This window comes from Amycolatopsis sp., from assembly GCF_035276945.1.
Lineage (GTDB): Bacteria > Actinomycetota > Actinomycetes > Mycobacteriales > Pseudonocardiaceae > Amycolatopsis_E.
In genome coordinates this window covers 19,577-27,203 of record NZ_DATELF010000118.1, presented here as the reverse complement: position 1 = coordinate 27,203, position 7,627 = coordinate 19,577, and the positions used below count along the sequence as shown (strand labels likewise).

At 68.6% G+C, this 7,627-nt stretch carries 8 protein-coding genes; 1 reads left to right on the top strand and 7 read right to left on the bottom strand.

Annotated elements, in window-relative coordinates; genetic code table 11:
• Together VJT49_RS21695 and VJT49_RS21690 are read right to left on the bottom strand one after the other, a co-directional pair.
• On the bottom strand, positions 1 to 165 hold a 165-nt coding region (locus tag VJT49_RS21695), incomplete at its 3' end, for an FGGY family carbohydrate kinase (protein WP_324166719.1).
• Between the two features lie 41 nt (positions 166 to 206).
• Positions 207 to 1,109, bottom strand: a complete 903-nt coding sequence (locus tag VJT49_RS21690) for an MIP/aquaporin family protein (RefSeq protein WP_324166717.1) — start codon at positions 1,107 to 1,109, stop codon at positions 207 to 209.
• A 231-nt stretch (positions 1,110 to 1,340) separates the two neighbouring features.
• On the opposite strand from VJT49_RS21690, the gene VJT49_RS21685 reads away from it, so the two are divergent.
• Entirely contained in the window at positions 1,341 to 3,053 is a 1,713-nt protein-coding gene (locus VJT49_RS21685; protein ID WP_324166715.1) for a glycerol-3-phosphate dehydrogenase/oxidase, read from the top strand.
• A 604-nt stretch (positions 3,054 to 3,657) separates the two neighbouring features.
• Here VJT49_RS21685 and VJT49_RS21680 read toward each other — a convergent pair.
• Genes VJT49_RS21680 through VJT49_RS21660 form a run of 5 tightly spaced genes read right to left on the bottom strand, consistent with a single transcriptional unit; the run spans position 3,658 to position 7,573 of the window.
• The gene (locus VJT49_RS21680; protein ID WP_324166714.1) at positions 3,658 to 4,308 is read right to left on the bottom strand and encodes a hypothetical protein; all 651 of its coding nucleotides are present in this window, start codon (positions 4,306 to 4,308) and stop codon (positions 3,658 to 3,660) included.
• Positions 4,309 to 4,362: 54 nt separating this feature from the next.
• Positions 4,363 to 4,890, bottom strand: a complete 528-nt coding sequence (locus VJT49_RS21675; RefSeq protein WP_324166713.1) for a GNAT family N-acetyltransferase — start codon at positions 4,888 to 4,890, stop codon at positions 4,363 to 4,365.
• A gap of 25 nt (positions 4,891 to 4,915) precedes the next feature.
• Positions 4,916 to 5,260 (bottom strand): DUF1707 domain-containing protein, encoded by a 345-nt coding sequence (locus tag VJT49_RS21670; protein ID WP_324166718.1) that lies wholly within the window; start codon positions 5,258 to 5,260, stop codon positions 4,916 to 4,918.
• A 21-nt stretch (positions 5,261 to 5,281) separates the two neighbouring features.
• Entirely contained in the window at positions 5,282 to 5,755 is a 474-nt protein-coding gene (locus VJT49_RS21665; RefSeq protein ID WP_324166712.1) for a DUF1707 domain-containing protein, read from the bottom strand.
• Between the two features lie 36 nt (positions 5,756 to 5,791).
• Entirely contained in the window at positions 5,792 to 7,573 is a 1,782-nt protein-coding gene (locus VJT49_RS21660) for an acetyl/propionyl/methylcrotonyl-CoA carboxylase subunit alpha (protein ID WP_324166711.1), read from the bottom strand.
• Positions 7,574 to 7,627 lie beyond the last annotated feature (54 nt).

The following is a 7,627-nucleotide window of genomic DNA, read 5'->3' as shown; positions in this document are numbered from 1 at the left end:
CGTGTTCTCCCAGATCTCCCCCGCGTTGTGCTCGACCCAACCGGCCCGGGGGAAGATCTGCTCGTGCTCCTTCTGGTCCACGGACACCACCCGGCCCGAGTGATCGAAGATCATGGTCCGGGTCGAGGTGGTGCCCTGGTCGACGGCTGCGACGTAAGACGGCATGACTGCTCCCTGTCTCGTGCGATCGCGAACCGGACGGCTCGCTATTCCGCTTTGGCGGGTTGCTCGGCCGTCCCGGGCACCCGGCCGGGTTCGGGCGTGGGCGCCGCTTCCGGAGCCTGCCGTGCCGTCAGCACCTGACCGATGAACAGGTCATAGACCAGGATGCCGAGCACGCCGCCGATCAGTGGTCCGGCTATCGGTATCCACCAGTAGTTGCTGAACCAGGCGCCGTTGCCGGGGAAGGCCTTGTTGCCCCAGCCGAAGAACAGGGTCAGCAGTCGTGGGCCGAAGTCACGTGCCGGGTTGATCGCGTATCCCGCGTTGGTCCCGTAGGTGAAGCCGATCGCGGCCACGACCAGACCGACCATGAACGGTGCCATGTTGCTTTGCGGTGCCTGGTTCCGCCGGTCGATGAGCGCCGCGATGACGCCCACCAGGATGGCCGTGCCGACGACCTGGTCGACCAGAGGTCCCCACCAGACGCCGCCGAAATACGACGCCGGGAACGTGGCGAAGATCGAGAAGGTGGCCAGCGAGTCCGCCCGGTTCGTGACCGGCGGGGTTTGTGCGGCGTTGAACGCGTTGATGGCGTCGTGATAGACGGCGTACACCACTGCCGCGCCGGCGAGTGCGCCGACGACCTGAGCCGCCCAGTAGGGCACCACCTTCTTCCAGGGGAATTTTCGCCGGACGGCGAAGGCCAGGGTCACCGCCGGGTTGATGTGTGCTCCGCTGACGCCGCCGGCCACATACACGGCGAAGACCACCGCGAGGCCCCACCCCCAGGCGATGATCAGCCAGTTGGCCGCGCCGAACGGGACCGACTGGCGACCTGAGCCGGGCAGCCCGGCGACAGCGACAGCGACCGAACCACAACCAAGTATGATCAGGATGGCCGTGCCGAGAAATTCCGCCAGTAACTCGCCGCCAGTAGTCTGGCGCATGCGAGCCCAGGTTCTGGGTCGCTGGTCACTGAGGCGTGGGTGAGGGATTCGCTCGGACATGTCGCACCTCCCTGAGCCCGAGGCGTCGCTGCCTGAAAACAGCCTAAGCCGCCCTTTCGTAGCTGGCAGGACGAAGTTTCCGCGGGCTGCCGAGGGTGGTTCCGGCACGTCCCGTCGACGGTGAACGTGCCATGCTGGACATCAGGAACAGGCGTGAGAAAGGAAGCCGGAGTGACTGAGGCGGAACTGGGCCCGGCCGCGCGCGAGGATGCCTGGACGCGGCTCGGGGACGAGACGTTCGATCTGGTGGTGATCGGCGGCGGCGTGGTCGGTGCCGGCACCGCGCTGGACGCGGCCACCCGTGGCCTCAGAGTCGCCCTGGTGGAGGCGCGTGACCTGGCCTCGGGCACGTCCAGCCGGTCCAGCAAGCTGTTCCACGGCGGTCTCCGCTATCTGGAGCAGCTCGAGTTCGGGCTGGTCCGCGAGGCGCTGCGGGAACGCGAGCTGATGCTCACCAGGATCGCCCCGCACCTGGTCAAGCCGGTGAGCTTCCTGTACCCCCTGACCCACCGGGTCTGGGAGCGCCCGTACACCGCGAGCGGGCTGTTCCTCTACGACACGATGGGCGGTGCACGGTCCGTGCCCGGCCAGAAACACCTGACCAGGGCCGGTGCCCTGCGCATGGTGCCCGCGCTCAAACGGGACGCGCTCATCGGGGGAATCCGGTACTACGACGCCCAGGCCGACGACGCCCGGCACACGATGACGGTCGCGCGCACCGCCGCGCACTACGGCGCCGTTGTCCGGTCGTCGACGCAGGTGGTGGAGTTCCTGCGTGAGGCCGACCGCATCTCGGGCGTGCGGGTAAGGGACGTCGAGGACGGCAGGGAAACCGAAATCCAGGCCAGCGCCGTGATCAACTGCACCGGGGTGTGGACGGACGAGCTGCAGCGGCTTTCCGGCAGCCGTGGCCGGTTCCGGGTCCGGGCCAGCAAGGGTGTGCACATCGTGGTGCCGCGGGACCGGATCGTCTCGGAGTCGGGTGTCATCCTGCGCACCGAAAAGTCCGTGTTGTTCGTGATCCCGTGGCGCAATCACTGGATCGTCGGCACCACGGACACCGACTGGCACCTCGACCTCGCGCACCCGGCGGCGACCAAGCACGACATCGACTACATCCTGGAGCATGTCAACATCGTCCTCGCGACACCGTTGACGCATGACGACATCGAGGGCGTCTACGCCGGGCTTCGGCCGTTGCTCGCCGGTGAGAGCGAGGAGACCTCGAAGCTGTCCCGTGAACACGCCGTCGCGCGGGTCGCGCCCGGGCTGGTCGCGATCGCGGGCGGGAAGTACACGACGTACCGGGTGATGGCGGCGGACGCGGTCAACGCGGCGGCGGTGGACCTGCCTGGCCGGCTGCAGCCGTCGATCACGGACAAGGTGCCGTTGCTCGGTGCGGACGGCTACCACGCGCTGGTCAACCAGGCCGACCACCTCGGCGCGCGGGTGGGCCTGCATCCGTACCGCATCCGGCACCTGCTCGACCGGTACGGCTCGCTGGTGCATCAGGTGCTCGAGCAGGCCGCCGGACGGCCCGAACTGCTGCGCCCGATCGAGCACGCGCCGGACTACCTCGCCGTTGAGGCCGTGTACGCGGCCAGCCACGAAGGGGCGCTGCACCTGGAGGACGTGCTGGCACGGCGGACCAGGATCTCCATCGAGTACCCGCACCGCGGGGTGGACTGCGCCGAGCAGGTCGCGGGGCTGATGGGGGAGGTGCTCGGCTGGTCGGAGGAGACCGTCGCGCACGAGATCAAGGTCTATACCGCCCGGGTCGCGGCCGAACGCGACTCGCAGACCCAGCCGAGTGACGAGGCCGCCGACGCGCGCCGCTCCAGTGCCCCGGAGGCTCGCGCCCGCCTGACCGAACCGGTGGGGTGACGGCGCTTCGCTGACGGGACGCCACCGTGCCCGTTTTGCCCGAATGGATTGCGGCAATGGGGGTTTCCCGGAGGTCGCCTCGTCGTCGCAAGGTCTCGCAAAGGAAACGTAATCGCGTTGCCCTTGCGGAGGAGCGTGTCAAGGGGCGGCCCGGAGTGGATTCGGCCAAGGCCGGACCTGGGGAGTAGGACTGTCGGGCGTGCTTGTCCCGCTGATGCTGTTCCTCGTCACCTTCAGGTCGGCCGACGGCATCGGCTCACCTCGGCTTACTGCCGTTCGGGGTGCTGTCCCGCGACTCCGATGGTGATGACCGGGTGGTTCCCGGCCACCGCTTCCCTGGCGCTCATCCGGTCGATGCCGAGGGGGAACCGGAGCGGATCCATGCGATCATCCCGGCGATGGCGTTGTTCGCCGCGTTCATGGGACTTTGGGCTGGGCAACCCGCCGAGCACCTGCGGCCGCTCGGCGTGTCCTACCTTGTTTCGCTTCCGGTGTTCGGGTTCGGGTGGGCTCCCCGCGACGCACGTGACCAGGTCCGCCGAAACCAGGCACCCGCGGCTGGCGGTGTTCGTCGGGACTCAGGCCGTCCTGCTGACTACCACGGTCATCGCGCTGAAGTATGCATGACCGCCTCTTCGGGGGCGCGTTCGTGCAGGACGACGGTGTCGCCGGAGAGCAGGGCCTTGCAGGTGATGCGGTTGCCGATCGGGTGGGACATGGGCGCGATCAGCAGCACGCGCTGCGGGCCGTCCGGGCGAGGGCGGCAGGTGCGGGCGAGTTCCTCATAACTCTCCCGTTCGCACACGAACCTGTCGTCCAACGGGAAGAGCGTTTCCACCTCGCGAGGCAGGGCGATGTCCGCCTCGGCGGTGGCGGCGCCGCTACGGGCGAGCAGGAGCGGGCCCTCCGGGTTGGCGGAGATGATGTGGTCGGCGTGAAGATCGCCCACCGATGTGGGTGAGGTGACATGCGCGACCCGGGCGCCGCGCAAGTGGGCCGCGATCTGCAGCAGAAATGTTTCCGGCATGTTTCCACCGGTAATGGCGACGAGTTGCCCCGGGGCGATGCCTTCCGTTTTCAGGGTCCCGTGCAACCGTCTCAGGGAGTCGAAAGTGTCCCGATAAGTCATCGACCGGCTACGATGCGCAAAGGCTATTTTGTTGCCGCCATCACACAGCACGTCGAGCATGCGGGTCAGGAAGAGGCTGGACTCGCCCACGTTTCCCCCGTTCGGCGCTGAATCGAAGACCTGCACCAGATCATCACAAGATCGGTTCAGGTGCGAGGAATTGTGTCCGCTGGCACAAGCTTATTCGGTCACACGAATGCAGCGCAGTAGTTTGCGCCCATCGGATGACACCAGCGTATCCAAGAACTGGAAACCGCACCGCCTCGCGACCGCGGCTGAGGCCACGTTGCCCTCGTGGTACAGGTAGTTGACCTCGCGCAGACCGAGCGCGCCCGAGCCGAACCGCAGCGCGGCATTGAGGGCGGTGACGCCGACGCCACGGCGACGTGCTGACGGATGCACCCAGAGCGCGACCTCGGCGGTCCCGTTGTGCGGGTCGAGGTCCTTGAGGCCGACCTCACCCAGCAGGCGGCCCGTCGTGGGCTCCGCGATGGCCCAGGAACATCGCCGCCCGGAGGCCCACTCGCAGGCGCGCAGGGCGACATAGCGTCCGGCCTCGTCAAGGTCGTGCAGGCGGTAGTTGAGGACGAACCGCTGATGCTCGGCATCGGCGAACGCCTCGACCAGCGCCGGCCGGTCGTCCAGCCGGTCATCCGCGCGGAGCTGGCGCAGGTAGTACTCTCCCGCGTTGATCTCGACTGGCTCCATCAGCGGTTCTGCTCTTCCGAACAGATCATCTCGACCGGCCCGCGTAAACCAGCGCCACCGCGGCGGGCAGCAGGAAGACCAGCCACATCCCGCGCGCCACGGTGAAGTACAGCAGCAGCGCGACGACCACCGCGATCGGCACGACACCCGGGACGAACCGGCGGAGGGCCACCGGCTTGGCCGGTTCGTCCAGCACGCTCGGGCGTGGGGCCGGCAGATCGGTGAACAGCGGTAGGAGTTCGCCACGGGTCCTCGCCGTGCTCACCTTCGCCGAGCGCGTGCCGAACTCCTCGATGTCCAGCCGGCCGGTCCGGACGTGCTCGGACAGCGCGTTGATCGCCTCGTCGCGCTCAGCGTCGCTGAGCCGCATGTCCGCACTCACGCGGCGATTCTACGGCCGGTCGCGGTCACGGTCGCGAAGCTCTCGTCGCCGCTCCCGGTCCCGCCGCTGGTCCCGCTCCCAGCCCTGCCCCCAGAGTCCACGCCCGACCGCGGTCGCGACGAACGGCAGCGCCATGAACCACCAGACGCCCGTGCTCAGCCCGATGACGATGCCGGCCACCCACAGCAGCGGCAGGGCGGCCGCGACGAGACGCTGGTTCAACGGCCGGTCGACCCAGGCCACCGCCTGTTTCGCGGTCGGCTGGGCGACGGTCGCCCACGATGTCCCGAACGTGGGGTGTGGCTCGGGCAGATCGCCGAAGAGTTCGGTGAGCTCTCGCTGGGTCCTGGCCGCGGTCACCTTCGCCGAGCGTTCCCCGTACTCGTTGAGGTCGAGCCGGCCGGCGCTCATGTGCTCGCCCAGCGCCTGGAGTGCCCGCTCGCGGTCGGCGTCTCCGATGCGGACGTCTGGAGACTCGTTCACGCCACGGATATTAACGGCCTGCCGGCTTTCCGGGCGTTAATCCTTGATCTCCAGCAGGACGGCGCCCTGGGTGACGGCCGAGCCGACCTCGATGCTGACGCCGGAAACCTTGCCCGCTTTGTGCGCGGTGACCGGGTTTTCCATTTTCATGGCCTCGAGCACGACCACCAGTTCGCCCGACTCGACCTGCTGGCCATCCTCGACGGCGACCTTGACGATCGTGCCCTGCATCGGCGCGGTCACCGCGTCGCCGCTGACCGCGGTCTTGGCGCCACCGGCCCGCTTGCGCGGCCTGGCCTTCGTGGCGCCGCCGTTACCGCCACCGGCGGCCAGCGCGAGATCGCCGGGCAGCGAGACCTCCATCCGCCGCCCGCCGACCTCGACGACCACGGTCTGCCGCGGTTCGGCGGCTTCCGCCGGCGCGGCCGGGTTTTCGAAGGGCGGGATCTGGTTGTCGAATTCCGTTTCGATCCAGCGGGTGTGCACGGTGAAGGACTCGGTGAAGGCCGGGTCGCGCACGATCGCGCGGTGGAACGGCACCACGGTGGCAAGCCCTTCGACGATCAGCTCGTCGAGCGCGCGACGGCTGCGTTCCAGGGCCTGCCGGCGGTCGCTGCCGGTGACGATCAGCTTGGCCAGCATGGAGTCGAACTGGCCGCCGACGACGCTGCCGGTCTCCACGCCCGCGTCGACCCGGACGCCGGGCCCGGACGGCAACACCAGTTTCGTCACGGTGCCGGGCGCGGGCAAAAAGTTGCGGCCCGCGTCCTCGCCGTTGATCCGGAATTCGATCGAGTGCCCGCGTGGCGTGGGGTCCTCGGTGAACGGAAGTTCTTCGCCGCGCGCGATGCGGAACATTTCGCGGACCAGGTCGACCCCGGCGGTCTCCTCGGACACCGGGTGTTCCACCTGCAGGCGGGTGTTGACTTCGAGGAACGAAATCGTGCCGTCGGCGCCGACGAGATACTCGACGGTGCCCGCACCGGAATAGCCCGCCTCGCGGCAGATCGCCTTGGCCGAGGAATGAATGGTTTGGCGCTGCTCGTCGGTCAGGAACGGCGCCGGGGCCTCTTCGACGAGCTTCTGGTGACGGCGTTGCAGCGAGCAGTCCCGCGTGCCGACCACCACCACGTTGCCGTGCTTGTCGGCGAGCACCTGGGCTTCGACGTGCCGCGGCTTGTCGAGGTACCGCTCGACGAAGCACTCACCGCGACCGAACGCGGAAACCGCTTCACGCACCGCGGATTCGAACAGCTCCGGGATTTCTTCCTTGGTGCGGGCCACCTTCAGCCCGCGCCCGCCACCACCGAACGCGGCCTTGATCGCGACCGGCAGGCCGTTTTCCTCGGCGAAGGCGATGATCTCGTCCGCGCCGGACACCGGGTCCTTGGTGCCCGGCACCAGCGGCGCCCCCGCCTTCAGCGCGATATGCCGCGCGGTCACCTTGTCGCCGAGGTCGCGGATCGCCTGCGGGCCCGGGCCGATCCAGGTGAGGCCCGCGTCGATCACGGCCTGGGCGAAGTCCGCGTTCTCCGACAGGAATCCGTAACCCGGGTGTACCGAGTCGGCACCCGAACGCTTCGCCACGTCGAGCAATTTGTCGATCACGAGGTAGCTCTCGCCCGCGGTGGTCCCGCCGAGTGCGAACGCCTCGTCGGCGAGGCGGACATGCGGGGCGTCACGGTCGGGGTCGGCGTACACCGCGACGCTGGCGAGTCCGGCATCCTTCGCGGCCCTGATCACCCGGACCGCGATCTCGCCCCGGTTGGCGACCAGGATCTTGGTGACTCCGCCGCCCTGACTCGCTTGCTCAGGCACGCCCCTACCTCCTGTGGTCGACGGCCGCGAACTGGCTACCTCGTCGCAGTTTAC